We start from the raw sequence: 25603 nt of genomic DNA on the forward strand, positions 1-25603 counted from the left end.
CGTCGGCGCCGGATGCGTCGTCGTTCTGTCCGTCCGGGATCGTCATCGACGATCTGTCCGTCTCAGGTACTGGCAGGGCCGGTCCGCATCAAGACGCGAAGGGTTCCATACCAGTGCCGGGCAGCAGGACGCGGAAGGCGGTTCCCGTGCCGACGATGCTGGTGACCTCGACGAGGCCGCCGTGGGCCCGCGCCGTCGCGTCGACGATCGACAGTCCGAGGCCGCTGCCGCCCCGGCCACTCGCCCGACTGTCCGGCGCGCGGTAGAAGCGGTCGAAAACGTGCTCGGCGACCTCGGGCGGCATGCCCGGGCCGCGGTCGATGACGTCGAGCACGGCCCCCAGAGCAGGCGGAACGGGCTGCGGCGACGGCGACGGCCCGGCGGCGACAGCCGGGTTCGTCGCCGCCGGTGGGATCGGGCGCAGGCGGATCTCGACCGAGGCGTCGGGTGGGGTGTGGACGCGGGCGTTGGTCAGCAGGTTGCCGACCAGCTGGCGCAGCGCGTCGGCGTCACCGAGGACGAGGCAGGTCGCGGGGAGGTCCGCGTGCACCGGGCGATCGGGGGCGGCGGCGCGCAGGTCGGCGACCGCGTCCCGGACGATGGCAGCGAGGTCGAGCTCGGTGCGCCGCGGCGGGTCCGCAGTGCGCCGCGGCGCACTGCGCCCCGACGGATCGGGCTCCGACGGGTGGGCCAGTTCGTCCAGGTGGGCCAGTTCGTCCAGGTGAGCCAGTTCGTCCAGGTGGGCCAGTTCGTCCAGGTGGGCAAGGTAGAGCAGGCCGTCTACCAGGGTGCCCATCCGGACCGCCTCCTCCTGGATGCGCCGCAGGGCGGTGTCGGCGTCGGCCGGTGGGGCCATGCCGGACCGCAGCAGGTCGGCGTAGCCGCGGATGGAGGTCAGCGGGGTGCGCAGTTCGTGGGCCGCGTCGGCGGCGAAGCGGCGTTCCTGTTCCTGGGAGGCGATCCGGTCGGCGAAGGCGGTCTGGATCTGGCCGAGCATCGCGTTGAGGGCGGCGGCGAGCTGGCCGGTCTCGGAGCGCGCCGGGCCCGGGGGGACCCGCAGGTCGAGGTCGCCGGCGGCGATCGCGGACGCGGTGCCGATCATCTGCCGCAACGGGCGCAGGCCGCGGCTGAGCCAGAACCAGGCCAGCACCGCCATGATCACCAGGACGGCGCCGCCGACCGCGGTCTCGACCCGCACCAGTCGGCGCACGGTCTCCGTGACCGGACGCAGCGGCAGCGCGACGAGCACCCGGGTGCTGTCCGGCAGTGTGCGCTGCACCGCCCGGTAGCGGTCGCCGCTGGCCACGACGGTGAAGGGCGCCGAGAGCCCGGACGCCCCGGGCCGGCTCTGGCCGGCGCTCGCCGCCGCGTCCAGCAGCCAGGTGCTCGGCGGCGGCGGACTGGCCGAACCGGTCACCCGCAGCATCCGGCCGTCCGCGCCGCGAACCTCCACGAGATAGTCGGTGGGGCCGGCGGCGCGTTCGAGCCGGGCCTGTTGCAGCGCCCCCGCCCGGGCGATCAGCGTCGCCAACGGCATACCGCCCACCAGTTCGCGGCGGGTGAGCTGCTGGTCGACCCGGTCGTACAGGTAGGAGCGCAGCGCGAAGGCGCTGGCCGCGCTGGCGGCGGCGAGGCCCAGTGCGCACAGGGCCACCAGGCCCGCCATGAGCTTCAGCCGCAGCGTCATCGTCCCGCCCCGGCCGACCGCGGCGGCGACGCCGGCGGCGGCGGCGACGCCGGCGGCGGCGGCGGCAGGCGCAGGGCGTAGCCGAAGCCGCGCTGGGTGTGGATGAGGGCGGGGCCATGCCGGCCGAGCTTGCGGCGCAGATAGCTGACGTACTGGTCGACGACCGTCGGCTCACCCGCGAAGTCGGGGCTCCACACCGCGTCGAGGATCTGCAGGCGGGAGAGCACCCGGTTGGGATTGGTCAGGAAGTACCGCAGCAGCAAGAACTCCGTCGGCGACAGCTCGACCGCCTCGCCGGCGCGGGTGACGAGATGGGTGTCGGGGTCGAGCTCGACGTCGGCGAAACGCAGCGTCCCGGACTCGCCGGGGCCCTCGTCGGTGTCCGGCGGGCTGGTCCGGCGCAGCACCGCCCGCACCCGGGCGACCAGCTCGTCGATGGCGAACGGCTTGGTGACGTAGTCGTCGCCGCCGTAGGTCAGCCCGGCGATCTTGTCCCGGTGGGCGTCCCGGGCGGTCAGGTAGACGACGGGCACCGCCTGGCCGCCGGCGCGCAGCAGGCGGCACACCTCGAAGCCGTCCACGTCTGGCAGCATCACGTCGAGGACGACGAGGTCCGGCGCCTCCTCGACGGCGAGGCGCAGCGCCGCCCGGCCGGTGCCGGCCGTCAGCACGTCGAAGCCGTGGAAGCGCAGCGCCATCCGGAGCAGGTCGACGATGTTCGGCTCGTCGTCGACGACGAGCACCCGCGGGGTTCGCGCCATGTCGGCCTCCTGTCGGGGTCGTCTCCCGCCGAGACGGTGCGGCGCCTGGCCCCGAAGTCCATCGGAGCAGCATGAGAGTTTCATGTGAGCGCCGGGGCGCAGTGCGCCGACTGATCCCGCGGAACAGTCCGGCGATCGGGAATCCACACCCGGTGGCCATGGTTGGGAGCCTGCTGTTCTGGAACTGTTTCCCAATGAGTTCCCCCACGGACCTGGATCTGCTCCGCGAGCTGGAGCCCGTCGCCGAGGCCAACGTCAACCGGCACCTCAGCGTGGCTCAGGAGTGGATGCCGCACGAGTACGTCCCCTGGAGCCTGGGCCGGGACTTCGACGTCCTGCCCTGGGAGCCCGGGCAGTCGGAGCTGCCGGCGGCCGCGCGGATCGCCTTCGAGCTCAACCTCCTCACCGAGGACAACCTCCCGAGCTACCACCGGCTGATCGCGGAGGGCTTCGGCAAGGAGGGCGCCTGGGGAACCTGGGTGCACCGCTGGACGGCGGAGGAGGGTCGCCACGCGATCGCGATGCGCGACTACCTGATGGTCACCCGCGGCGCCGACCCGATCGGCCTCGAGCGGGACCGGATGTTCGCGATGAGCCAGGGCTTCGACCGGGAGGAGGCCTTCGCGCTGCGGGAGATGGCCTACGTGTCGTTCCAGGAGCTCGCGACCCGGGTGAGCCACCGCAACACCGGCCGGGCCTGCGCGGAGCCGTTCGCCGAGAAGCTGCTCACCCGCGTGGCCACCGACGAGAACCTGCACATGATCTTTTACCGGAACATGGTCGCGGCCGCGCTGGAGCTCGAACCGTCCCGGACGGTGCGGGCGATCCGCGACGAGATCCTCGACTTCCAGATGCCCGGGGTCGGGATCCGCGACTTCCGCCGCAAGGCCATCCAGATCGCCCGCGCCGGCATCTACAACCTGCGCATCCACCATGACGACGTGGTCACGCCGATCCTGCGCCAGTGGCGGTTCTTCGAGCTCGACGGGCTGGACGCCGACGGCGAGCAGGCCCGTGACGACGTCGCGGCGTTCCTCGCCGGCCTGGACGCGGCGGCCACCCAGCAGCAGGAGAAGCTCGACCGGACCGTGGCGCGGGCCGAGCGGCGGTCCGAGGCGCTGGCCTCGGCCTGACCTGCGGGCCTGACCTGCGGTCGCGGTCAGGCGCACGCCGGGCCGGCCCGGATCGTTCCGGCGCCTGTCCGTAGTGTCCTGTTACTGCAGAGTGTCCTGGTGTAGCCCATGCGTGCTACGGTCCGGCCGTCGCGATCGTCGACGGATGGAGCCTCGGTGAGCCTGCATCGCCGCAACGGACAACCCGGACTCAGCTTCCCGCAACTCGGGTTGGGGATCGTCGCCATCGCCGCGGTCACGATCGCAGTGCTGATCAATCAGCCGAACGGGTCCCCGGCCGCCGACGACACCGGCGGGGCCGGTACCACGGCCACGGCCACCTCGGCCGGCACCGCCGGCAGCCGGACCGCCGGTGCGGCGTCGGGCTCGACCGCGAGCCCGGGCCGGGCGACGGCCGCCGCGACGCCCCCGAGCACCGGGCGCAAGGACTCCGCGTCGGGGGCCGGGCCCGTGCCGGCGGACACCGCCGTCCGGCCGACCCCGGCTCCCACCGTCGCCATGGTGGCGCCGCGACAGTTCTCCCTGCCGCGCCGCCACCCGTCGGCCTCCCCCAGCACCGGCCTGCGGCTGCCGCCGGTCACCCTGCCGACCTGCGTCCTCGACTGCTGAGTGCGGACACTCCTGACGGCCGGACGCCGTCAGCGCCGGCGCGACGCAGCGCGCGCGGCCAGCCACTCCTCGATGGACGCCACGCCCGACTCCCGGTTGACGACCAGCCACGGGCAGACCCAGTTCCGCGCGGCAAGATCGGCGTACATCCGGGCGCACCGGGCCTGCAGGCCGTCGTCGACCTCGAACACGTCCCGCGCCCGCGCCGGGTCGCCGTCGGCCCGCGCGGCGGCGTCCGCCCGCGCCCGGGCAACCGGAACCTGCAGCAGGACCTGCAGGTCGGGCGCGGGAAGGGCCAGCGACCCGAGCTCCAGCTCGGCGACCCACGCCGGGAAGTCGGCGCGCTCGGCGAGCGGCAGCCGGGCCGCGCCGTAGGCGGCGTTCGACGCGACATACCGGTCGAGCAGCACCACGTCGTTGGCCGCGGTCAGGGCGTCGAGCTCGGGTCGCGACGCCGCCCGGTCCAGGGCGAACATCATCGCCGTCGCCCGGGGCGCCGCGGCGAGGGCCGCGAGCCGCGCGTCGCCGGCCAGCAGATCGCGCAGGGCCGGGCCGAGCGGCGCCACCGTGTACCGCGGGTAGGCGAGGGTGGCGACCCGGTGGCCCGCGTCGGTGAGCCGCGCGACGAGCCGGCGGGTCAGCGTGTACTTCCCCGCTCCGTCGACCCCCTCGATCGCGATGATCATCCGACCACCGGCTGTCGCCGGAAGTGCTCGGCAACCGCGTCCGACCAGCTCAGCAGGCGACCGGCGAGCGTCGGCGACACCCCGGCCCAGGCGGCCGCGGCCTCGACGCGGGCGAAACGCAGGTCGGCCGGCAGCAGCGCCACCGCCGCCGCCTTGCCCTGGAAGCTCGCCCACAGGCCGGTCAGCACCCGGGCCTCGACCGGCGGGATCCCGGCGGCGGCCGTCCCGAGCACGGGCCGCGACCACCAGCCGTCCCCGCGGATGACCGCCGACGCCGCCGGCTCGCCGCGCACCACGTCCAGACCCCCGACGACCACGTTGTTGACATTGCGGACCGCGACCAGGGGATGCCGGTACTCCAGCCGGTCACCCCGCTCGGCCAGGCAGGCGGCGAGGTACCACAGGGACAGCATCGTCGGGGGCGTTCCCGACAGCAGCATGCGACCTCCTCGGCACCCGGCGCCCGCCCAGATCCGTCAGGAGACTAGCAAGACGGACGCGCCTACGCGGTCCGCCGTAGGCCGGGTACGTCCCGGGACGGATGCCGTCACCGCCCTCGCCCGCTACCGTCGCGAGATGACCTGGTCCGGCTGCGGCGGGCGGCGCGCCGCCGCCCGGGACGCGGCAGTGCTGCTCGGCGCCGCCGCGGTGACCATCGGGGGCTCGCACGGCGCCGCGCACGAGCAGGTGCCGCCCGCGCACCCGCTGGACGCCCCGGCCTTCGTGCTGCTCGTGCTGCTCACCGCCACGGTGGCGCTGCGGCGGCGGTCCCCGCTGGGAGCGCTGGCGGCGGCCAGCCTGCTGCTCGCCGCGTTCACGGCCGCCGGCTACCCGCACGGGCCGTCGTTCGTGCCGCTGGTGATCGCCTCGATGGCCGTCGGGCTGCGGCACGGCCGGCGGACGGCCTGGCGGGCCGCGTCCGCCGCCGGGCTGGTCATCGCGGCCGGCTGGACGGTCGCCGCCGTCCGGGGCTACACGCCGACCGGCTGGGCGACGCCGTTCGAGGCCGCCGGGCTGATCCTGCTGTGCGGGGTGCCGGCCCTCGTCGGCACCCTCGTCCGCAGCAACCGCGTCACCGCCGCCCAGGCCGAGGAGGAGGCCACCCGGCGGCGGATCGAGCAGGAGCGACTGCGGCTGGCCCGCGAGGTGCACGACGTCGTCGGGCACAGCCTGTCCGTCATCTCGCTGCGGGCCGCCGTCGCCCTGCACGTCCTCGACCGCCGGCCCGAACAGGCCCAGCTCGCCCTGGAGGCGATCCGGCGGGCCAGCGTCGACGCCCTGGACGAGCTGCGTTCCACCCTGGCCCTCACCCGCACCGACCCGCCGGAACCAGCATCCACGACACCTCTCGGCGAACCGGCCGCTCCCCCACCGCCGGCACCGCCCGCGCCGCCGCTGACCGGCCTGCGCCGCCTGCCGTCCCTCCTGCGTGAGGTACGGATGTGCGGCATCCCCATCGAGCTGATCATCGACGGCGACCAGGAGCGGCTCGCCGAACTGCCCGCGGACGTCGACCTCGCGGCGTTCCGGATCGTCCAGGAGTCCCTGACGAACGTGCTGCGCCACGCCCGGCGAGGCGACACCCGGGTCCGGGCCGAACTGACGATCACGCCCGACCGGCTCACCGTCCGCATCGTCGACAGCCCCGACCCGATCGCCTCTCTCGCCCCGGTGCCAGAGCCGGTGACGCCCGAGCCAGCGACGCCGGACGGCCCGGTCACGGGCCGCGGTCTGGCCGGCCTGCGCGAACGCGCCACCGAGCTCGGCGGCACCCTGACCGCGGGCCCGGCCGGCGGCGGCTGGCAGGTCCGCGCCGACCTGCCCGTCCCGGCAGACGACCCGCGACAGTCCGAACGTCCACGGCAGTCCGACCGTCCCGCACCAGCCGACCCTTCCGGACCCGCGGCGGCCCGCCGGTGATCCGGGTGGTGATCGCCGACGACCAGCCGCTGGTGCGCCTGGGGCTGCGGGTGCTCATCGAGACCGAGGACGACCTGGAGCTCGTCGGCGAGGCCGAGGACGGCCGGGCCGCGGTCGACACCGTCCGGGCCACCCGCCCCGACGTCGCGCTCCTCGACATCCGGATGCCGGTGCTCGACGGTCTGGCGGCGCTGCGGACGATCGCCGCCGATCCGGACCTCGCCGCGACCCGAGTCGTCATGGTCACCACCTTCGAGGTGGACGAGTACGTCTTCGCGGCGCTGCGCGGCGGCGCGTCCGGCTTCGTACTCAAGGACGCGGAGCCGGCGGACCTGCTGCGCGCGATCCGGGTGGTCGCCGCGGGCGAATCCCTGCTGTCCCCCACGGTGACCCGCCTGGTCATCGACACCTTCGCCCGCCGCCCGGCGCTCGACGCCCCCGACCTGGACGCCCTCACCGTCCGCGAACGGGAGGTGATGGGCCTCGTCGGCCGCGGCCTGTCCAACGACGAGATCGCCGCCCGGCTGGTCATCAGCCCGGCGACCGCCCGCACCCACGTCAGCCGGGTGATGGTGAAACTCGCCGCCCGCGACCGCGCCCAGCTGGCCGTCCTCGCCCACCAGGCCGGCCTCGCCTAGCACGCCACAGCCTGGCGTGAGAATGTGCGGCTTGCTACGCCTCGATGCGGCGGCCGGACTGCGTCCGGCTGCGTAGCCGGATGCCGCCTGGGGACGGACGACGGGCGGTCCGCCGGCCGGGACGCTGATCGGCATGACGACAACGACCGGCCGCCGCCCCGCGGTGGCCGCCCATCCCATCCCGCCGCCCGAGCGCGTCGCCATCGACGTGCGCGGCCTGACGAAGCGGTACGGGCGGCGGACCGTTGTCCGTGGCCTGGACATCACGATTCCCGAGGGGGCGGTCGCGGGCTTCGTCGGGCCCAACGGCGCAGGCAAGACGACGACGCTGCGGATGCTGCTCGGCCTGGTCCGGCCCAGCGGCGGGCAGGGCAGTGTCCTCGGCGAGCCGCTGCGGTCGCCGGTGGCCTACCTGCCGCGGGTCGGCGCGCTGATCGAGAGCCCGGCGCTCTACCCGGCGCTATCCGGCCGGCGTAACCTCGCCGCCCTCGCTGCCCTCGCCGGGCTGGACCGCGGCCAGGCGTCGGCGCGCGTCGAGGCGATCCTGGACCAGGTCGGGCTCGCCGGTCGCGGCGACGACCGGGTGCGGTCCTACTCCCTGGGGATGAAGCAGCGCCTGGCCATCGGCGCGGCCCTGCTCACCGACCCGGACCTGCTCATTCTCGACGAGCCGACGAACGGCCTGGACCCGATCGGGATCCGGCAGATGCGGGAACTGATCCGCTCGCTCGCGACCCGGCCCGGGCCTGACGCGGCCGAGCCGACCGCCGACGCGCGGGCGGACCGCGGCCGGACCGTGCTCGTCTCCTCCCACCTGCTCGCCGAGGTGGAGCAGATCTGCGACTGGCTGATCGTCGTCGAGGGCGGCCGGCTGGCCTACCAGGGGCCGACCGACCGGCTGATGGCGAGCCAGACCGTCGAGGTCGTCCTGCGCCCGGAGCATGACGAGGACGTCGCCCCACTCGCCGATCTGCTCGCGGGCCTGGACCTGCCGGCGGTCCGCCGGGCGGACGCCGTGGTGGCCGGTCTCGCCACGGACCCGGACGACCCCCGGGCGTACACCCGGCTGCTCGCCGCCGTGAACCGGGCCGCAGCCTCCCGCGGGATCACCCTGATCGAGATGACGCCACACCGCCACAGCCTCGAGGACCGCTACGAGGGTCTGGTCGCCCAGGCCGCCGCCGAGCCCCGCGGCACCGATCAGGAGACCAGCCGATGAACCTCGTCCTGGCCGTGCGACGCTCGTTCCGGGCCGAACTGATCAAGCTGTGGCGCCCCAGCACGGTGGTGGGGATGGGTCTGCTGGGCGCGCTCACCGTGCTCTCGACGGTCCTGATCGTCAGCCTGGCCGATCCGGCCCGGCCCCGCACCCGGCCGGTCGAGGGTCCGGCCGGGTTCGCCGTCACGACCGACCAGCTCGCCACGGCAACCGGGATCGCCCGTGGCTTCACCGGCGGCAGCACCTTCACCGGACTACTGATCTTCCTGGTCTTCGCGATCACCATCACCCTCGAGTACAGCCAGGGGACGCTGCGGACGGTGTTCCTGCGCGAACCCCGCCGGCTCGGCTGGCTCGCCGGCCGGCTGGCGGTGATGTTGACGCTGGTCGCGGTCGCGCTGGCGGCGGCGCTCGCGCTCAGCGTCGGCGTGGCATACGCCGTCGCGCGGATCCGCGGCATCGACACGGGCGCCTGGTGGAGTGCCGACGGCGCCGCCGCGCTCGGGTCGGGGTACGGCAACGTCCTGCTGGCGTCGACGTTCTTCGGGGTGGCCGGCACCGTGCTCGGGCTCGTGCTGCGCTCCACCGCGCTCACGCTGGCGGTCGGCGTGGCCTGGCTGTTCCCGCTCGAACACATCGTTCAGGGCTCGTGGCGCGGCGCGACCCACGTGTTTCCGGGTCTCGTCTTCGACGCGGTGGGGCAGGGCGGCATCGCCGACGCGAGCTACGGGACGGCACTGACCGTCAGCCTGGCCTACGCGCTTGGAGCTGCGGCGTTGGGCGCGGTCACGCTGACACGCCGAGACGTCACCGCGTGAGATCAAGGCCACACGAAGCCGGGTAATCACACACGTTCCGGCTAGGATCTAGCACCCAGAGTATCCGTCTGGTGGCAAGGGAGATCCAACGATGGCCGCTGGACGTTCACCACGGTGAGCCCGTACGATCGGTTGCTTCGCGAGCTCGGCGACTCCGACGCGTACGACGTGCTCGGAGTGAGCCGCCGAGCGGACCGCGCCGAGATCCGCCGGGCCTACCGGGCGAAGGTCCGCGCCCACCACCCGGACAGCCCCGTCAGCCGGGGCCCCGAGTCGGTCCGCACGATCCAGCTCGTCACCGCCAGCCGTGAACTGCTGGAGAAATGGCGGGACGACTACGACGCGCGCCCAGTCGTCCCGCCGCCAGCCGAGCCAGGCCAGACCCGACTCGGAGCGACCGCGCGCCACCACCCGGTCCCCCCTCCTCCCCGGACAACGGCCTGCCTCTGGACGGTGCCCACCCAGCACTTCCCGCAGGCCCAGCACTCCCCGCCAACCCGAAACGCCGAGCCCGCCGCGGCGGATCCGTCACCCCGCCCGCACAGCCACCGGGCGCCGCGGGTGCACGACCACCTGGTGCTCTCGATCGTCGCCACGATCCTGTGCGCGCCGATCGGCGCGGTCGGCCTGGTGCACGCGATCCGGACGGCCGACCTGCTCACCCACGGCGATCTCGAGGCTGCCCGGCGGCGCTCGCGGCTCGGCCGGACCTGGTCGCTGACCGGCACCGTGGTCGGGGCGATCCTCGTCAGCGTGCTGAGCTACGCCGGCGGCCACGCCCCCGGCTGACATCCGGGCCGCGGGCGCACGACCCCGGGACGACCCGGCGCCCGAGGCTTCACCGACCCGGATGATTCACTGACAAGGTGACATCAGAGGGCTCGCCGGTCGGACGTCGCGTCGTGCTCGGGATGCTCACCCTGGGCGCCGTCGGCGTCGCGTTCGGCGGGCGCGCCGAGCAGGCGGCCGAACGGGTCATCGCCCCGATCCGGCGCGGGGACCCGACGGGGCTCACCGACCTCGTGCCGGTGGGCGGATTCCGGTATTACTCGGTGACCTCCAGTGTGCCGAAGCTTGGACCCGCCGACTACCGGCTGCGCGTCCACGGCCTGGTCGACCAGGCCCGCACGCTGTCGCTGGCCGATCTCAGCGGGATGCGGCAGACCACCCTCGTCCGTGACTTCCAGTGCGTCACGGGCTGGCGGGTGGACCACGTGCGCTGGTCCGGGGTGCTGCTGAGCGACCTGCTCGCCGCGGTCGGCGTCCAGCCCTCGGCGCGGGCACTGACACTGCGCTCCTTCGACGGCAGCTACACCGAGAGCCTCACCCTGCCCCAGGCCACCCGGCCGGACGTGCTGGTGGCGCTGCGGATGCTGGACGCGCCGGTGACCTATGACCACGGCGGGCCGGTCCGGCTGTACGTGGCACCGATGTACGGCTACAAGTCGATCAAATGGCTGGGCGAGATCGAAGCCGTGGGGGCGGTCGAGCCCGGTTACTGGGAACGTCGCGGCTACGACGTCGACGGTTGGATCGGGCGCTCGAACGGCCGCGACGATGACCCGGCCTGAGCCGACCCGGCCTGACCCGCGCGCGTCCGGCCTGGTCCACCGGTTCGGCCGGGTGCCGCGCCTGGTGCACTGGTGCACGGCGGCGCTGCTCGGCTGCTGCCTGCTCACCGGCGCCGTGCTCTACCTTCCGGCGCTGTCCCAACTGGTGGGGCGCCGCCGGTTGGTCGAGACCGTGCACCTGTACGCGGGCCTCGCGTTGCCGGTGCCGATGCTGGCGGCCGTCGGCTCGGCCGCCTACCGCCGCGAGGCGCGCGCGCTCAACCGGTTCACCGCCGCGGACGGGGCGTGGCTGCGGGCCAACGTCCGGTTCGGCGCCTGGCGGCGGGCCCGGGAGCGGGCGCGGGTCGCCGGTGCGGTCGGGAAGTTCAACGCCGGGCAGAAGCTCTACGCCGCGTTCGTCGCCGGCGGCATCCTGGTCATGCTCGGCACCGGCGTGATCATGCAATGGGGTGCCGGCCCGCTGGGCGCGCTGCCGGTCGCCTACCGCACCGGGGCCACGTTCGTGCACGACCTGCTCGCGTACGGCCTGCTGTTCGGCGTGCTCGGCCATCTGTGGATGGCGGCGGCGGACCCGTCGGCCCGGCTCGGCATCCGCACCGGCCTGGTCCCCGCCTGGTGGGCCGCCCAGGAACACCCTGCCTGGCTGGCCGCGCCGGCCGAGCAGCCGCCGGACCGACCGGTCAGCTCCGATGCTGCGCGACCGCCACGATGATCACAACGGCGACGAGGTAGAGCAGCAGCACCGCGACGAACGCGACGAGCGAGACGCCGCACCAGCGCCGGGCCCGCGCCGAGTACTGCCGGGCCCCCGCGAGATCGCCGGACTGCAACCGGTTCTGCGCGATCGACGCGTGGACGAGCGCGACGGCTCCGGTCGGCAGGCAGCACAACAGTGTCGCGACGAGGGACTGCCACAGGTAGGTCCGCACGGGCAGCTCCGCGTCGGCTGCGGCGTCGCGCGGGACCAGCTCCGCGGGTGGCGTTCCCTGGATCCAGGCCCGTCCCCGCTCCAGCCAGAGCGCCCCGCGGGAGCCCGGGGACAGCGGGCCCCGCGGCTCACCGGGCGGGCTCGACACGGCGGCTCAGACGGAGACGGGTCCGAGCGTCGAGTACGACGAGCTCGAACTGCTGCTCGTGCTGAACCCGCCGGAAACGCCCACAACAATCAGAATGATCAGGGGCACGAGCGCGGCGACAGCCGAGATGATGCACCACAGGCGCGCCTTCCTGGATGCGTCGAGGGCGCCGTCAACGTCGCCCACCGCCCGGCGGCCGTCGACCTTGGTGGCATAGATGATGGCGACGACACCGGCCGGCAGGCAGCACAGGACCGTCACCACGATCGACTGCCACAGGTAGTTCGGGACGGGCTGGCCGTACGGCGGCGGCGGGCCGAACCCGCCCGGGCCGCCGTAGTTCGGTGCCCCGTAGCTCTGCGGCGCACCGTAACCACCCGGGGGCGGGCCGTACCCCTGCGGAGCGCCGTACCCTCCCTGGCCATAACCGCCCTGGCCCTGGTCGTAACCACCCTGGGGATATCCGCCCGGCGGGTACTCGGGTGGCTGGGACATACGGCGGGCTCCTGGAGATGCGGCGGGGCGGGCGCGGGCCGGACGAGGCCCACGCGGTCACGGATGTGTACCTCGCGGCGGCGCCCGGACCGCGCACATTGTGGCACAACCAACGCTGTCCCACGCCGTCCGGCGGAAGCTCGGCGGCGCGGTCAGCTGCACGCTCCCGGGGTCCGTGGCGGCCCGTGGCCGGTCGGCCCGGTCGGTTCGGCCGGGCCGGACGTGCACTCACGGGGAACCCCTCATGACCGTTGGACGGCGAAACCCACCAATAGAACAAGGACCACACATCGCTCACGGATCGATGACTAGGGCAAATCGTGCATAACTCTCATGCCAGGACGGCAGCATGAAAATCGTCCGTGTAATGTCTGGTCACATCTGACCAGGAAAACGGTCGGGAGACCGAGGGGGTATCCCGACCACACACCCACATCTCTGGCCGCTGCGCGACATGGAGGTCATGAGCTTCGATCTCGAAGCCCGGGACCCGGGGGGGTTCTGACGCCGACACGCCACGCACGGAGGGATACCGCGGTGAAACACCGAGTGGAGCGTCCGCCCAACTCGCCTACCGCCCGCGCCGGCTCCCGTCGCCGCCGCCGCCGCCCGCAACACCCTGCCTGGATCGCCTCGCTCGGCGTGCTCGCCCTGTTGGCCGCGGGACTGGGTTGGACCCTCGTCCCGACCGACGAGACCAGCGACGGCTCCGCCACCGTGGAGGCCGCCGCCGCCCGGATCCGGCCGCATCACAACACGCCCACCCCGAAGCCCAGCACGACGGCACGGGCCGGCACCCCCACCACCATCCCCACCGCCAGCGCGACCCCGGGAGACCCACGGGCGACGGGCACTGGCAGCCAACCCGTCACGACCACGACCACGCGGCCGGCTACCTCGCCGGCCCCCACCACCCGGGCCGCGCAGGCCCCGACGGTGCCCGCGGCCCCCGCCGTGCCGGCCGGTGGTGGCGGCGGCTCGGTGCCCGGTGGCATGAGCGGCGTGGCCGCCGGTTCGCTGAAGCAGCTGCAGGCATGGGAGGCCTTCCGCGGTTCGCCGGCCTCCGTCGTGATGACCTTCGCCGACCGGAGCAGCTGGCAGACCATCACCAATCCGTGGGTCGGCAGCGGACCGGACAAGTTCTCCACGTTCAGCGGCACCTGGGTGATCTCGCAGCCGTTCTTCCCCACCGGCGGCGGCGACATGAACTCCTGCGCGAGCGGCGCCTACTCCAGCCACTGGGCCGACTACGGCCGCTGGCTGGTCAGCAAGGGCCGGCCAGCCACCATCACCCGGCTCGCCTGGGAGTTCAACGGCAACTGGTTCCCCTGGTCGGTGTCCAGGACCAACGCGACCACCTGGGTCAACTGCTTCCGGCAGGTCGTCAGCGCGATCCGCTCGACCGACCCGCAGGCCCGTATCGACTGGGCGCTCAACGCCCACAGCGGCGGCGCCTGGTCGGTCTACCCGGGTGACGCCTACGTCGACATCATCGGCATCGACAGCTACGACCAGTGGCCGGCGAGCACCACCGACGTCGCGTTCGCCTCGCAGTGCGCCCAGGACACCGGGCTGTGCTCGGTGATCGCGTTCGCGCGCGTGCACGGCAAGCAGTTCTCGGTGCCGGAATGGGGCCTGGTCGGGAAGTCCGACACCGGCGCGGGCAAGGCCGGGCAGGCCGGCGGCGACAACCCCGTCTACATCCGCGACATGTACAACACGTTCAAGGCGAACAAGGACGTGCTGGCCTACGAGTCGTACTTCAACGACTCCGCGGCGGGCAACGTGCACTCGTCGCTGATCAACCCGACCGAGAACCCGAGCGGCGCCGCCACCTACGCCTCGCTGTGGTGAGCCCGGCCCGCCGGCGCGGCCCCGTCCTACAGACGGATCGGCCGCGCCGGCGGGCCGGACCGCAGCCACCCCTCGACCAGCCCGGCCAGGGCGGTCGGGTACACCGTCTCCGCCGTGGCCCGCAGCTCCGGCATGGTCCACCAGGCCCAGCGGAGCATCGATCGACGCTCGGTCTCCGTCCAGGACGAGGCGTCGAGCTCGATACGGTGCGGCACCCGGGCGACGAAGAACGTCTCCGCCTGCCGGTAGTCCCGGCCCAGGTAGGTGAAGGACGAGCGGCGGGTGGCGACCGCCGGGCCGGGCTCGGCGAGCCGGTAGCCGACCTCCTCGAACACCTCCCGGACCGCGGCCTGCTCGGCGGTCTCCCCCGGGTCGAGACCGCCCCCGGGCACGTGCCACCAGCGGGGCGCCGCGGCGAGGGTCGGATCGTGCGATTCGAGCAGCAGGATCGCGTCGGCGGGGTCGACCAGCACGACGCGCGCGGCCAACCGGGACTTCAGGGGCATACCCACCAGCCTCGCAGCCGGCGGCCGTGGCCGTGGCCGTGGCTAAAGGCCGACCGGAGTGTCCCGCAGGCGCTCGACCTCGGTCTCGGCGCCGCGCAGCTCGACCTGGGCAACGGTCGTCCGACCGAACGCGTACAGCACCAGTTCCTCCGGCATGCCGACGATCTCCACACCGGGCTCACCGGAGCGCAGGACACGCCGACCCGGCCGGTCGACGCGCTCGGCGACCACGCCGACACCCGCCCGGCGGAACCCGGCGAAACCGATCAGCCGCAGCGCCGCCCACATCGCGCCCCGGCCCGTCTCGTCGAGTTCCCGCGGCTTCCACCCCGGGACGGCGCGGCGGACGTCCTCGGTGTGGACGAAGTACTCCACGAAGTTCGTCGCGTCGTCGAACAGCCCGATACGGGTCGGCTGCCACCAGGGCGGCCCGGCGCGGAAGGTCTCGACCAGCTCGGGGTAGGTGTGCGAGCGCATGGTGGCCCGCTCGGCCCGCTCGGTGAGGCCGTGCAGGCCACCGATCACCAGGCCCGGGGCGGCCCAGGGCACATGTTCGCGGGTGACGAGGTGAGCGACCAGATCATGGTTGGTCCAGCCGGCGCACAGGGTGGGATGCCCCGGGCCGAGCTCGGTGAGCAGCTCGGCCAGTGCCTGCCGCTGCACGCGCGCCCGCCGCGGAGCGGGTTGCGATCCGGTCGCCATGTCCGCACTCTAGGCGATGGATCGGCCGCCGCCGCGGCAGGTGGCACTACTGACCGGGGAGCCGGGCGACAGTCACGAAGAACTCGTCGATGTGGCGGACCACGGCCACGAACCGCTCGAAGTCCACCGGCTTCGTGATGTACGCGTTGGCGTGCAGGTCATAGCTGCGCAGCACGTCCTCCTCCGCCTCGGAGGTGGTGAGCACCACGATGGGGATCCGCCGCAGCCGCTCGTCCCCCTTGACCTCGCGCAGGACCTCCCGGCCGTCGCGCCGCGGCAGGTTGAGGTCGAGCAGGATCAGGTCGGGGCGGGTGGCCCCGGCGTACTGCCCCTCGCCGCGCAGGTAGGCGAGCGCTTCCACCCCGTCGCTGACCACGTTCAGGTGGTTGCGCAGCTTGTGGTCCTCGAAGGCCTCCCGGGTCATCAGGACGTCGCCAGGGTCATCCTCGACGAGCAGCACCTCGACAGGGACGATCGGTTCGGTCACGGGGATCCTCCGGGTGAGCTGGTGATCGGGGCGACCTCGCTGGCGCTGGCGGCGGCGGCCAGGACGTCGACGGGGGCGACGGGCTCCACCGCGGCGGCGAGCGCCGTCTGGCGCGGCAGCGTGAAGCGGAACGTCGTGCCCGGGCGGGCGTCGGCGCCCAGCCAGATCCGGCCGCCGTGGAACTCGAGGATCTTTCGGCAGAGGGCCAGCCCGATGCCCGTGCCCTCGTACACCTCACGACCGTGCAGTCGCTGGAAGATGACGAAGATCTTCTCCGCGTACTCGGCGTCGATGCCGATGCCGTTGTCCTGGCAGGTGAACTCCCAGTGATCCGGCTGCTCGGTCACGCCGAGGTGCACCCGCGGCGCATCGTCACCGTGGAACTTCAGCGCGTTGCCGATCAGGTTCGTCAGCAGCTGGGTGAGCAGCACCGGGTCGCCGCGCACCACGGGCAGCTCGTCCGCGGTGACCTCGGCCCGCAGGCCCTCGATCGTCAGCGACAGGGTGGTGGTGGCCCGGCCGAACAGGTCCCCGAGCGGCACCTCGACGAAGCTCTCCGTGGTGCGGCCGACCCGGGAGAACGCCAGCAGGTCGTTGATGAGCTGCTGCATCCGCTTCGCGCCGTCGACGGCGAAGGCGATGTACTGGGTGCCGCGCTCGTCGAGCTTGTCGCCGTAGCGCCGTTCCAGCAGCTGGCAGAAGCTCGCCACCTTGCGCAGCGGCTCCTGCAGGTCGTGCGAGGCGACGTAGGCGAACTGCTCCAGGTCGCGGTTGGACCGCGCCAGCGCGTCGGCCTGCGTCTCCACCGCGACCCGGGCGGCCTGCGCCACCCCGAGCTCGCCGTGGAGCTGCTGGCGCATCGACTCGACGTCTGCGGCGAGCGCGGCGAGATCCGGCGGGCCGGCGGGTTCGACGACGTGGTCGAGCTCGCCGGCGGCGACCGTGCGGGCATCCCGGCCGATCCGCTCGATCGGCCGGGTCACCCAGGTCCGCAACGCCCAGGCGATCGCCGCGAACAGCGCGATCAGCACGGCCGCGCCGATCGACAGCGCGACCACCAGGGACCGCGTCGCGCCGGTGACGTTGTGGCGGGCGATCACCGCCCGCGTGCGCAAGGCCGTGCCCAGGTCGTCGGCCGCGGCCCGGACCTGGTCGAACAGCATCTTGCCGCGCAGCAGCGGCACCTGTTTCGCGGCCGCCGTGCCGCGGGCGCGCACCGCGGCGATCGCGGAGTCGGCGTACTCGGTGTGCCAGGCGTGGGTGCGCTGGTTCAGCGCCGTGACCTCGGCCAGCAGATCAGGCCGACCGGCGAGGCGCTGACGCAGCTCGGCGAGGTAGACCGGCTCCTGCCGCCGCCCGTTGTTGTACGGCTCGAGGTAGTCCTCGGTGCCCTGCAGCAGGTAGCCGCGCATGCCGGTCTCCTGGTCGACCAGGCTGCTCACGAGCTGCGTGGAACTCAGCAGCGCGGGCGCGAGCTCGTCGCTGCGCGTGTGGATCGCGTCCTCGAGCCGGACCAGTGACCACGCGACCGTCCCGGCGATGGCGAGCAGCACCACCGCCGCGACCGCGTAGGTCACCCCGAGGCGACGGCGCAGCAGCCAGCCGCGCGGCGGCGCCCCGGCCGGGGATGCCTGTCCCGCCGGCGAGGCCAGCTCCGGCGCCGCGGTCATCAGTCGTCCCCCCACAGCAGAAGAAGGAGAGCGACGTCGTCGGTGAGCGGACCGCCGTTGCGGGCCTCGACCCGGTCGATGAGGCTGTCGAGCAGGTGGTCCGGGCCGCCGTCCGGCCACAGGCGGGAGATCTCGGGCAGCACGCCCTCCCAGCCGAGGGGTTCCCCGCCCGGGCCGTCGCGCCCCTCCAGCAGACCGTCGGTGGCGAGCAGCACCGCCCAGCGGGAGCCGAGCTCGACGTGGACCTCCTCGGTCAGGTCCTCGTCGAGGATGCCGAGGGCGGGGCCGACAACGGCGCCCGGCAGGGCGGCGAGCCGCGGGTGCAGCAGGGCCGGCGGCGGGTGGCCGGCGAGGCGCATCCGCGCGCTCTCCCGGTCGGGCGCGACCGACAGCGCGCAGACCGTCGCGAAGATCTCGTCGTGGAGACGCTCGCTGACCAGCACGCGTTGCAGGTAGCCGAGCCGGTCGGCCTCGGGGACCCCCGCGAGCACGAGGGTGCGCCAGGCGATGCGCAGGCTCACCCCGAGGGCGGCCTCGTCCGGCCCGTGCCCGCACACGTCGCCGAGCAGGACGTGCACCGTGCCGTCCGGAGTCGACACCATGTCGTAGAAGTCGCCGCCGAGCAGCGACTGGCGCCGGCCCGGGCGGTAGCGGGCGGTGTGCCGAAGCCGGCGGTCGTCGTAGAGGGGGCGCGGAAGCAGGCCGCGTTCGAGGCGGGCCCGCTCGTTGGCGCGCAGCTCCGACTCGCGCAGCGCCCGGGCGGCGGTGTCGGCCCGCTTGCGCTCGATGGCGTAGCGCACGGCGCGCACCAGGTCACGACCATTCACCTGGCCCTTGACCAGGTAGTCCTGGGCGCCGCCGGCCACCGCCTCGGCGCCTCGGTACTCGTCGACGAGACCGGTGAGCACCACCACCGGCGCGCCGGACTCGACCGCCAGCAGCCGGCGCAGCGCCGACAGGCCCTCGCTGTCCGGCAGGCCCAGGTCCAGCAGGACGCAGGCGCTGCCCGCACTGCCGCGTACCGCTTCGGCCACGGTACGTACCCGGGTTACCTCGACCGGCGCCGCGGCCTCGTCGAGCAGTTCTGACACCAGATAGGCATCAGCGTCGTCATCCTCGACGAGAAGGATCGGCCAGATCACGTTCGCCGGATCGGACTCCGACGCGCGGACCGCGGCGCTCTCGGTTGCTGACACTCTCTCCTCGGCAGTGCGATGCGCGGGCCATTTTGGCCCATCATGGACCCGAAGCATGGCATGTCGAAGGGCGATCGCGCGGACGGGAGCACCGAACGGGCAGCCCGGCGGACCGCGGTCAGCAATCTTTCACCATCAGGTCAGGGCATATCGGCCTTGGTCCGTCGGGGATCTGTGCCTTGTCCGGCCGGCTCCGCGCTGGTCCCGGGCATCTCCGACGCCGACGACTCCGACGCCGGCCACTCCGGGGCCACGGACGTCGGGCGGCCCAGCAGGTACCAGCCCCACAGCCCGGCGGGCGCGGGCTCCCGGACGGGCGCGCCGGCCACCTCGCGGGCGTCCATCACGTCCAGCAGGTGATCGACGGTGCCCAGCAGGCGAAGAGCCAGGCTGCCGCGCCCGGCGCCGCCGTGGCCGAGGTGCGGGTGGGGGCGGGTCGGGGCGTGGCGCATGGCGGCGGCGAAGCGTCCGAGCAGGCGGTCCCGCTCCGGGTCGGTCAGGCGTGCATCGAACTCCCGGAGCAGGTCGTCCTCGGCCCGGGTGTGCGCTTCGAGCAGCCCGGCGAGGTCGTGGCGAAGGCTCGCGACGCTGTCCGCCGGGTGTTTCAGATCACCCTGCACGTACTGCTCGATCCCCCGCATCACCGACGAGCAGCGCCGCGCCAGCCGGCCGAGCTCGGCGACCCGCGCCCGGCTGCCCGGCACCCGGTGGGCCAGCTCCGGGTAGACCACCGCCTCCATCACACCGAGGTGGGCGGAGATCGCCGCGACGGCGGCGTCACTGGCGTGCAGGGCCTGCCGCGGGTCGGACGCGGGTCCCTCCGACGGACCGGCCGCGGCACCGAGGCCGTCGGCCATCCCGACGAGGCGGGCGGCATCGGAGTGCGCCGCGTCCACCAGGGTCATCAACGCCTCAGCCATGGTCACCTCGCCGGTAAGAGACAGATTCCTTACGGAAAGTCGCCGATACCTCGAAGTTACGCCCCACCGACCAGGAGCGCATCCCGACCAGCCTCACGTATTGCAATCCCCTCGTCAACGAACCGTGCCAGACTCCCGCCGGGATGCCTACCCTGCGACAGCTTTCGACTACTATCGCACCCATGGCTGCCAGCAATGTCCCCCTAGCCCGGGACCAGGCGATATTCGCCGCTCGCTCGCGTCTTGCCGACATTCGCCGCCGGTTCCTCGGCCATGACCTTCCGCCGCTGGGCAGCCTGATCGTCCGACATCAGGTGGCGATCCCGGACGGGGCCGAAGCCGAATGGCCCTGGGCGCGGGTGTCCAGCTGGCCGAGTCCGGCCCTGCTGCGCGGGCGCAGCCTGAACGACGGCGCCCACCCGTCGCTGGCCCACATCCGGATGGGCGCGCTACTGCGGATCCCCAGCGCCGACATCATCGACTGGGCGATCATCGACGCCCGCGGGGAGATCGCCGAGGGCGCCTGGACCCGCGGGCTGCGCTGCCCCGCGGACGCGGCCGGCTGAGTCCGGAACCGACCTCGGCCCGCGGCCGGCCCAGGCCGCGGCGCCGCCGCCGCCGGCGCGGGCTCAGCCGGCGAGGAGCTCGTCCAGATCGTCGATGAGCCGCGTCTCGTCCTCGACGACGAGGCCGCCGACGTCCACGAAGCCGGCCGGCCCGGGCGCGGCCAGCACGACCGACCCGACCCCGTGACGGATCTCCAACCGCCGGTCCAGCGCGGCGGCCAGCAGCATCGACGCCGACCCGCAGGCCTCGTCCTCGGCGACCCCGTGCCGCTCGCCGAACGCCCGGGCCCGCACACGCCCGGCCGGCTCGGCCAGCCAGGCCCAGACCTGGCGCAGGTCCTCCCCGGCCGGGCGCGGCAGCGTGAGCGCGTCGACCTCGGCCGGGGAGGCCACCTGGTGATGCGTCCAGCCGGGCAGTCCGGCCAGCGCCGCACGCACCCACACCCGACCGTTCTCCTGCCAGCTCACCGCGTCACCGCCGGCCGGCCGCAGGACCGCCGGATGCCCGCCAAGCAGCCGGCCCAGCAACCAGGCCGCGCCGACGAGGGCGTCACCCGCCGTCGGCAGTTGCCGTCCGGGGGTGTAGACCTCCAGCTCGGCGAGCTCCACGTCGTCGACGAAGACCGTGGCGACGGCACCGAGGCGCCGCGCGACCACCGCCCGCTCCCGGGCATCGGGAAGCAGCTTCACGGCATCGAGCACGACGTCGAGCAGACTGCCCGCGGCACCGGTCTCGTCGGTGAAAACCCGAAGTCTGCGTACCTCGATCTCCGTCACCTTCGCCTCCCATCAGCCCGTCAGCACGCTGACCCGGGTGATTCCGGCAGCCCGGGCCAGTCCGTCAGCTCTGCCTGTACGCGAGTTCTGCCAGTACGCACCAGACGGACCACCGCCACCGGTTTCCGTCCACGCTGACACAGTCAACCTGACCATGTGGTCAGGGTGCGGGGATCGCCCTCTGACCACGGTCGCCGCGTTGCCACCATGGGACGTCACCATGGGACGGGCCCGACATGGGCGGCCGCCGCCGCCCGGAACCGGACCGGCCGGACCCGGCATTCCGAATCTCAGGCTTGCCGAATCTCAGGCTTGCCGAATCTCAGGGAGGACGCGATGACGCGAGACGACGCGGCGGTACCGCGGGCAGCGGAACCGGGCGGCCCCAGGCGCCACGAGGCGGAGCATCCCGTGCTGGACGCCCTGGAGCATGCCTCGGTGAACGCGCACCGGCTCGCCGGCGCGCTGAGCCGTCCGGCGGTGTCGCTGGTCCGGGTCGGGCGCAAGCGCCGCCGGCCCCGGTCGGCGCCTATCCCGACCGCGCCCGACGGCAGGGTGATGGCCTGCGGCGTGTACAGCCACGGGCGGCGCGTGACGATGGACGTCGACCACTGCGACGCGCTGCGGCTGGCCCGGTCCGAGCGGGCCGGTTTCGCCTGGCTCGGCCTGTTCGAGCCGACCTACGAGCAGCTCGCCACGATCGCCGAGGAGTACGGCCTGGACAAGCTCGCCGTGGAGGACGCCGTGACCGGCGGCCAGCGGCCCAAGCTGGAGCAGTACGAGAACCACTTGTTCATGGTGTTGAAGACCGCCACCTACGTGGCGCACCAGGAGCTCACGGGCACGTCGGAGGTGGTCACCACCGGCGAGATCATGATCTTCCTGGGCGAGGACTTCGTCGTCACCGTGCGGCACGGCAGCCACGGCGAGATGACGAGGCTGCGCGGCGAGCTGGAGGCAGCGCCCGAGATGCTGCGGCACGGTCCGACCGCCGTGCTGTACGCGATCTGCGACCGCATCGTCGACGACTACGTGGACACCGTCGAGAGAATCCAGGCGGACGTCGACCAGATCGAGGCCGGCGTGTTCCGGCGCGAGCGGAACCCGGCCACCGAGAGCGCCTACCAGATGAAGCGGGAGCTGCTCGAGCTCAAGCACGCCGTCCAGCCGCTCGCCGGTCCGCTGCGCACGCTCCTCTCGGACAGCCCACGGCTGGTCGAGCCGGCGATGCGGCGCTACTTCCGCGACGTCGCCGACCACCTGGAACAGGTCAGCGAGCGGATCGGGCACTTCGACGAGCTGCTGTCCTCGGTGCTGCAGGCCACGCTCACCCAGCTCGCCATCGAGCAGAACGAGGACATGCGCCGGATCAGCGCCTGGGTGGCGATAGCGGCCGTGCCGACCGCGCTCGCCGGAATCTACGGAATGAACTTCGACCACATGCCCGAGCTGCATCAGGTATGGGGATATCCCGCGGTTCTCACAGTGATGGCCACCGCCTGCGTTTGCCTGTATCGGGCCTTCAAACGCAACGGCTGGTTGTAAGCCGGACCCGGGAGGCATCGAGACCGGCCGGGTGTGACGGAAGGTGACGGCCGACGGGGGGCGAACGTCCGGACAGCCGCCCCCGACCGGGTATCGCGGCCAACATCCTGGTGCGCCCGACCGGTGGGAGCCGAGGCCGACGACCCCGTTTGCCGTACCGGAGCCGGCACGGTGGGTACCGCGGCAGCCCGCGTCCCGCAGCCTGATCACGCAAACGAACCGGACGGACGATGAACTCGGAGCATGCGCCACCGACAGAGGGTCCATAGCTCTTTATTGCTATTACTTGACAGTCCCGACGAATCCGTACGATGGGTTACACCCGGGCGCCCCTGTCGGTTACCGTAACCAACCGTGTCGGAGCAGCCGGGTCGCGTACCCGTCGCTCGGTGCGGTCACCCCCCGATCCCGCCACCCGCCAGGGGAGTACATGCCCTCGTCTGACCCCAAGCGGCGCGAGACCGCCACGCTGCCCGACCGGGACGACCTGATGGTCGAACTGGCCGGCCGGCTCGAGGTCCTCGACGGGCTGCTCAACCGACTGGAGGACGCCGAACGCCAGGCCGCCGACGCCAGCGAGCACATCCTGCGAACCCGTCGCTGGCAGGAGGACACCGTGCGCACCATCCAGGAGGAGCGGGCCCGGATGCGCCAGCGGCAGCGTGCCCTCGACGAACTGGCCGACCACGCGCGCGCCGCCCTGACCGCGCTGGCCCACCAGCGCTCACTGCCGCCGGAGGTTCACGAGCTCGCCGTCGAACTCCAGGTGCTCGACGCCGCGGGCTTCCTGACCCGCCGCGGTCGGGGTCGCTGAGCAGCCGGTACCACCGCCGTTCACGCGGGCACCTTCCGCAACCGGCTGCGCCGGGACCCCCGCGGGACACCGGGGGACCACCTCCGTCCTAATCGGCGACGGGCTCCCCGCCGCTCACCCTTCGTTCGCCGGAAATCGCAGCACAGGAGGGGTTTTTCGGAACGGAGCGGCGGCCACGGTGGCCGCGCCACCCCCGGGGGACAGCCCCGGGGCGGGTGGCACTTCGGTGCACACTGCCTGTAGTTGGGAAGGACTAGTGTTTACCCGCCCCATCCGAGTGGACTAGTCTCACTGCCGACGTCACGAAACAACACCGGGCCGAACGCCGAATCCTGCCCCCGGCCCAGGTGTCCCCTCCGAGTCGTCACTTGGGGCAGGAGCGGGGGACCCACCTCCACCGGCCGGCACCGATCCGCGGTGCTGGTCTCGGGGTGAAGTCCGAGTGCGTGAAGGCCACGCCTCGGACCGGGCAGCCCAGCCCGAACCCGACAGCTCACTTCGCAGGCGTACGGGAAGGAATACTTGTTGTCCGCGCAAAGCCTGGAGCTCGACGAAGATTCGCGAGTTGCCGGTCGCGGCCGTCACCGCGCCCCGTCACCTCAGCCGGCCGCCCGTAGTCGGGCCCGTGCACGCGCCTTCGCCGCGATGACCACCGGGACCGTCGCCGTCGCCGGTGTTGGCCTCGCCGGTTGCGCCACCGACACCCACGCCGACACGGTGCGGGACGAGTCGTCGAACACGGCCCCGGTCGCTCTCGCCACCCAGATCGGTTCCCGCGCCGCCCTCGGCGGCAGCATCGCCGCAGCCGCCGTCAGCTCGCACGGCACCGGCGCCGCTCTCGGGACGTCCATCGGGCTCGAGGCCCCGCCGCTGGCCGGCAAGGCCCAGGTCGGCCTGCGGGTCACCAACCCGGACCTCCACGTCGCCGCGAACCAGCCGGTCGAAGTCGGCTTCTCGCTGTTCAACGAGGCCACCCACGAGCCGCTGGCGGACCAGCTCGTCAAGGTGCAGGTGAAGCTCCCCACCGGGTGGGCCACCTTCAAGCACCTCCAGACGAACGCCCAGGGCTACGCCTCCTACACGGCGCGGGTACTCACCACCACGAACGTCACCGCGATCTTCGACGGTACGGACGCCCTGCAGTCGGCCCACTCGGCCAACGACGCCACCCTCACCGTGCAGACCCCGAGCGCCGCTCAGGTCGCCGGAGCGGCGGCCGCGGGAATCGGCGCGATCGCCGCCATCCCGTCGGTGAACGTCAACGTGCCCCTGCCCGCCAGCGGCCTCGGTGCCAAGGCGGTCTACCTGGCCTCCCTACAGGCCGGCAAGCCGTACGTCTACGGCGCCGATGGCCCGAGCTCGTTCGACTGCTCCGGGCTCGTCCAGTACGTCTACAAGCAGCTCGGCAAGACGCTGCCGCGGACGACGGACGCCCAGTTCGCCGCGACCACCCGGGTCTCGATGTACAACAAGCAGCCCGGTGACCTGATCTTCCTCGGCACGCCCGGCAACATCTACCACGTCGGCATCTACGCCGGCGACGGCATGATGTGGGTCGCGCCGCACACCGGCAGCGTCGTCAAGCTGCAGGCCATCTACACGACCTCGTACTACGTCGGGCGAGTCTAGAACCTTCCCGCGCGCCACCCGAGCGTGCCAGGGCGCCCACGATGCCGCCTCGGGCTTCGGTTTGCTGAGCACTGTCGTCTGCTGACGACTGTGTCGGTTGACCGTCCACGTCCAGCAGGCCCTGGGTAGCTCCGTTCGCGACCTCCCCCCTTCGGTCGCGAACGGAGCCCCCCCACCCCGCCTTGTTTCGCGGCGAACCGACTGACCCTCGGTCGCGCGCTCCCGCCTTCGTCGGCTGCTGTCCTTCCGACCGGACGGACGTCAGCTGGGCCCCCCATCTGCCGTCCCTCCGGCCGGCAGGCCCCCGCCCGCCCCCCCGCCCTC

At 73.2% G+C, this 25603-nt stretch carries 27 protein-coding genes and 1 riboswitch; of the genes, 14 read left to right on the forward strand and 13 right to left on the reverse strand.

Annotated features, from left to right (window positions below; translation table 11 throughout):
- Nucleotides 1-88: 88 nt before the first annotated feature.
- Together MXD60_RS18905 and MXD60_RS18910 are read right to left on the reverse strand one after the other, a co-directional pair.
- Entirely contained in the window at nucleotides 89-1687 is a 1599-nt protein-coding gene (locus MXD60_RS18905; RefSeq protein WP_248820647.1) for a sensor histidine kinase, read from the reverse strand.
- Nucleotides 1684-2448 (reverse strand): response regulator transcription factor, encoded by a 765-nt coding sequence (locus MXD60_RS18910; RefSeq protein WP_248820648.1) that lies wholly within the window; start codon nucleotides 2446-2448, stop codon nucleotides 1684-1686. Before MXD60_RS18910 ends, MXD60_RS18905 begins: the two co-directional genes overlap by 4 nt.
- Nucleotides 2449-2642: 194 nt before the next feature.
- On the opposite strand from MXD60_RS18910, the gene MXD60_RS18915 reads away from it, so the two are divergent.
- Both MXD60_RS18915 and MXD60_RS18920 read left to right on the forward strand, forming a co-directional pair.
- Complete coding sequence (locus MXD60_RS18915; RefSeq protein WP_248820649.1) at nucleotides 2643-3581, forward strand: acyl-ACP desaturase; 939 nt, start codon at nucleotides 2643-2645, stop codon at nucleotides 3579-3581.
- A 156-nt stretch (nucleotides 3582-3737) separates the two neighbouring features.
- Nucleotides 3738-4190, forward strand: a complete 453-nt coding sequence (locus MXD60_RS18920) for a hypothetical protein (RefSeq protein WP_248820650.1) — start codon at nucleotides 3738-3740, stop codon at nucleotides 4188-4190.
- A gap of 29 nt (nucleotides 4191-4219) precedes the next feature.
- Here MXD60_RS18920 and MXD60_RS18925 read toward each other — a convergent pair whose 3' ends face one another.
- Both MXD60_RS18925 and MXD60_RS18930 read right to left on the reverse strand, forming a co-directional pair.
- A complete protein-coding gene (locus tag MXD60_RS18925; protein WP_248820651.1) occupies nucleotides 4220-4876 on the reverse strand; it encodes a dTMP kinase in 657 nt (218 codons plus the stop codon).
- The gene (locus MXD60_RS18930; protein WP_248820652.1) at nucleotides 4873-5316 is read right to left on the reverse strand and encodes a hypothetical protein; all 444 of its coding nucleotides are present in this window, start codon (nucleotides 5314-5316) and stop codon (nucleotides 4873-4875) included. Before MXD60_RS18930 ends, MXD60_RS18925 begins: the two co-directional genes overlap by 4 nt.
- 136 nt (nucleotides 5317-5452) lie before the next feature.
- Between MXD60_RS18930 and MXD60_RS18935 the strand changes: the two genes are divergently transcribed.
- The 7 genes from MXD60_RS18935 (at nucleotide 5453) to MXD60_RS18965 (ending at nucleotide 11754) form a co-directional block, all read left to right on the forward strand.
- Nucleotides 5453-6796 carry a sensor histidine kinase gene (locus tag MXD60_RS18935; protein WP_248820653.1) on the forward strand — a complete coding sequence of 448 codons (1344 nt, stop codon included), beginning with the start codon at nucleotides 5453-5455 and terminating at the stop codon, nucleotides 6794-6796.
- Entirely contained in the window at nucleotides 6793-7434 is a 642-nt protein-coding gene (locus tag MXD60_RS18940; protein ID WP_248820654.1) for a response regulator, read from the forward strand. The genes MXD60_RS18935 and MXD60_RS18940 overlap by 4 nt, the downstream gene beginning before the upstream one ends.
- Before the next feature lie 133 nt (nucleotides 7435-7567).
- Entirely contained in the window at nucleotides 7568-8653 is a 1086-nt protein-coding gene (locus MXD60_RS18945; RefSeq protein ID WP_248820655.1) for an ABC transporter ATP-binding protein, read from the forward strand.
- Nucleotides 8650-9471, forward strand: coding sequence for an ABC transporter (locus MXD60_RS18950; RefSeq protein ID WP_248820656.1), 822 nt, complete (start codon nucleotides 8650-8652; stop codon nucleotides 9469-9471). Before MXD60_RS18945 ends, MXD60_RS18950 begins: the two co-directional genes overlap by 4 nt.
- 114 nt (nucleotides 9472-9585) lie before the next feature.
- On the forward strand, nucleotides 9586-10260 hold the full coding sequence (locus tag MXD60_RS18955; RefSeq protein ID WP_248820657.1) for a CD225/dispanin family protein: 675 nt from the start codon (nucleotides 9586-9588) through the stop codon (nucleotides 10258-10260).
- Nucleotides 10261-10382: 122 nt separating this feature from the next.
- A complete protein-coding gene (locus MXD60_RS18960) occupies nucleotides 10383-11042 on the forward strand; it encodes a molybdopterin-dependent oxidoreductase (protein WP_248820674.1) in 660 nt (219 codons plus the stop codon).
- Nucleotides 11029-11754: a cytochrome b/b6 domain-containing protein gene (locus tag MXD60_RS18965; RefSeq protein WP_248820658.1), complete on the forward strand. Its 726-nt coding sequence runs from the start codon at nucleotides 11029-11031 to the stop codon at nucleotides 11752-11754. The genes MXD60_RS18960 and MXD60_RS18965 overlap by 14 nt, the downstream gene beginning before the upstream one ends.
- Here the strand turns inward: MXD60_RS18965 and MXD60_RS18970 are convergent.
- Together MXD60_RS18970 and MXD60_RS18975 are read right to left on the reverse strand one after the other, a co-directional pair.
- Complete coding sequence (locus tag MXD60_RS18970) at nucleotides 11723-12118, reverse strand: CD225/dispanin family protein (RefSeq protein ID WP_248820659.1); 396 nt, start codon at nucleotides 12116-12118, stop codon at nucleotides 11723-11725. The genes MXD60_RS18965 and MXD60_RS18970 overlap by 32 nt on opposite strands.
- 6 nt (nucleotides 12119-12124) lie before the next feature.
- Nucleotides 12125-12613, reverse strand: coding sequence for a CD225/dispanin family protein (locus MXD60_RS18975; RefSeq protein ID WP_248820660.1), 489 nt, complete (start codon nucleotides 12611-12613; stop codon nucleotides 12125-12127).
- Between the two features lie 537 nt (nucleotides 12614-13150).
- Here MXD60_RS18975 and MXD60_RS18980 point away from each other — a divergent pair.
- Nucleotides 13151-14467, forward strand: coding sequence for a glycoside hydrolase family 26 protein (locus tag MXD60_RS18980; protein WP_248820661.1), 1317 nt, complete (start codon nucleotides 13151-13153; stop codon nucleotides 14465-14467).
- Nucleotides 14468-14493: 26 nt separating this feature from the next.
- Here the strand turns inward: MXD60_RS18980 and MXD60_RS18985 are convergent, their stop codons facing one another.
- From MXD60_RS18985 to MXD60_RS19010, 6 genes are all read right to left on the reverse strand, one after another.
- Complete coding sequence (locus MXD60_RS18985) at nucleotides 14494-14973, reverse strand: NUDIX hydrolase (RefSeq protein ID WP_248820662.1); 480 nt, start codon at nucleotides 14971-14973, stop codon at nucleotides 14494-14496.
- A gap of 42 nt (nucleotides 14974-15015) precedes the next feature.
- Nucleotides 15016-15675: a TIGR03085 family metal-binding protein gene (locus tag MXD60_RS18990; RefSeq protein WP_248820663.1), complete on the reverse strand. Its 660-nt coding sequence runs from the start codon at nucleotides 15673-15675 to the stop codon at nucleotides 15016-15018.
- A 46-nt stretch (nucleotides 15676-15721) separates the two neighbouring features.
- Nucleotides 15722-16162, reverse strand: a complete 441-nt coding sequence (locus tag MXD60_RS18995) for a response regulator (protein ID WP_248820664.1) — start codon at nucleotides 16160-16162, stop codon at nucleotides 15722-15724.
- Entirely contained in the window at nucleotides 16159-17832 is a 1674-nt protein-coding gene (locus MXD60_RS19000; protein WP_248820665.1) for a sensor histidine kinase, read from the reverse strand. Before MXD60_RS19000 ends, MXD60_RS18995 begins: the two co-directional genes overlap by 4 nt.
- Nucleotides 17832-19028: a PP2C family protein-serine/threonine phosphatase gene (locus tag MXD60_RS19005; RefSeq protein WP_248820666.1), complete on the reverse strand. Its 1197-nt coding sequence runs from the start codon at nucleotides 19026-19028 to the stop codon at nucleotides 17832-17834. The genes MXD60_RS19000 and MXD60_RS19005 overlap by 1 nt, the downstream gene beginning before the upstream one ends.
- A 140-nt stretch (nucleotides 19029-19168) precedes the next feature.
- Entirely contained in the window at nucleotides 19169-19948 is a 780-nt protein-coding gene (locus MXD60_RS19010; protein ID WP_248820667.1) for a hemerythrin domain-containing protein, read from the reverse strand.
- Nucleotides 19949-20130: 182 nt separating this feature from the next.
- Between MXD60_RS19010 and MXD60_RS19015 the strand changes: the two genes are divergently transcribed.
- A complete protein-coding gene (locus MXD60_RS19015) occupies nucleotides 20131-20514 on the forward strand; it encodes a hypothetical protein (protein ID WP_248820668.1) in 384 nt (127 codons plus the stop codon).
- A 63-nt stretch (nucleotides 20515-20577) separates the two neighbouring features.
- Here MXD60_RS19015 and MXD60_RS19020 read toward each other — a convergent pair whose 3' ends face one another.
- Nucleotides 20578-21291 carry a PhzF family protein gene (locus MXD60_RS19020; protein ID WP_248820669.1) on the reverse strand — a complete coding sequence of 238 codons (714 nt, stop codon included), beginning with the start codon at nucleotides 21289-21291 and terminating at the stop codon, nucleotides 20578-20580.
- 336 nt (nucleotides 21292-21627) lie between these two features.
- Here MXD60_RS19020 and corA point away from each other — a divergent pair, with 336 nt between their 5' ends.
- The 3 genes from corA to MXD60_RS19035 all read left to right on the forward strand — a co-directional run bounded on the left by corA (nucleotide 21628) and on the right by MXD60_RS19035 (nucleotide 25279).
- Nucleotides 21628-22836 (forward strand): magnesium/cobalt transporter CorA, encoded by a 1209-nt coding sequence (gene corA / locus MXD60_RS19025; protein WP_248820670.1) that lies wholly within the window; start codon nucleotides 21628-21630, stop codon nucleotides 22834-22836.
- 430 nt (nucleotides 22837-23266) lie between these two features.
- Entirely contained in the window at nucleotides 23267-23650 is a 384-nt protein-coding gene (locus MXD60_RS19030) for a hypothetical protein (RefSeq protein ID WP_248820671.1), read from the forward strand.
- A gap of 344 nt (nucleotides 23651-23994) precedes the next feature.
- Nucleotides 23995-24171: riboswitch (cyclic di-AMP (ydaO/yuaA leader) on the forward strand.
- Between the two features lie 4 nt (nucleotides 24172-24175).
- Nucleotides 24176-25279 carry a C40 family peptidase gene (locus MXD60_RS19035; protein ID WP_518468250.1) on the forward strand — a complete coding sequence of 368 codons (1104 nt, stop codon included), beginning with the start codon at nucleotides 24176-24178 and terminating at the stop codon, nucleotides 25277-25279.
- Nucleotides 25280-25603 lie beyond the last annotated feature (324 nt).

This window comes from Frankia sp. AgB32 (genome assembly GCF_023243045.1).
Taxonomy (GTDB): Bacteria; Actinomycetota; Actinomycetes; order Frankiales; family Frankiaceae; genus Frankia.